1 protein-coding gene is annotated in these 314 nt (G+C 43.6%); it reads left to right on the top strand.

The window, feature by feature from the left end; translation table 11 throughout:
* Nucleotides 1-314: TonB-dependent receptor domain-containing protein (locus A3766_RS21670; RefSeq protein ID WP_156509038.1), on the top strand; the 314-nt coding region annotated here is incomplete at both ends.

The raw sequence follows: 314 nt of genomic DNA, 5'->3' as shown, positions 1-314 counted from the left end.
CGGGTTCACTTTAGGCAATGAAGACCTTGTTGAGGAAAAAGCCCTAAACACCGATATTAGCCTTAGTTATCAGTCAAACAGAACATCCGGTACGCTCGCTTTGTTTTATCGTGATCTTAACGATGCCATTGTCACTATTTACAACTCGCGAGGCATTGGCAAACCGCAGAATCTTTCTAAAGCGCAAGTGATCGGTATTGAAGTCAGCAATGAGCTTCACTTATCGAATTTTGTCCGTATTAATTCGAACCTCACCTTCCAAGATACTGAAGATAAATCTAACTCTAGAGCCTTCAGGGGGGAGTCCTTGCCGG

It is taken from the genome of Oleiphilus sp. HI0132 (assembly GCF_001635845.1).
The sequence above is the reverse complement of the archived record's forward strand: the minus strand, read 5'-3'. Positions and strand labels throughout refer to the sequence as shown.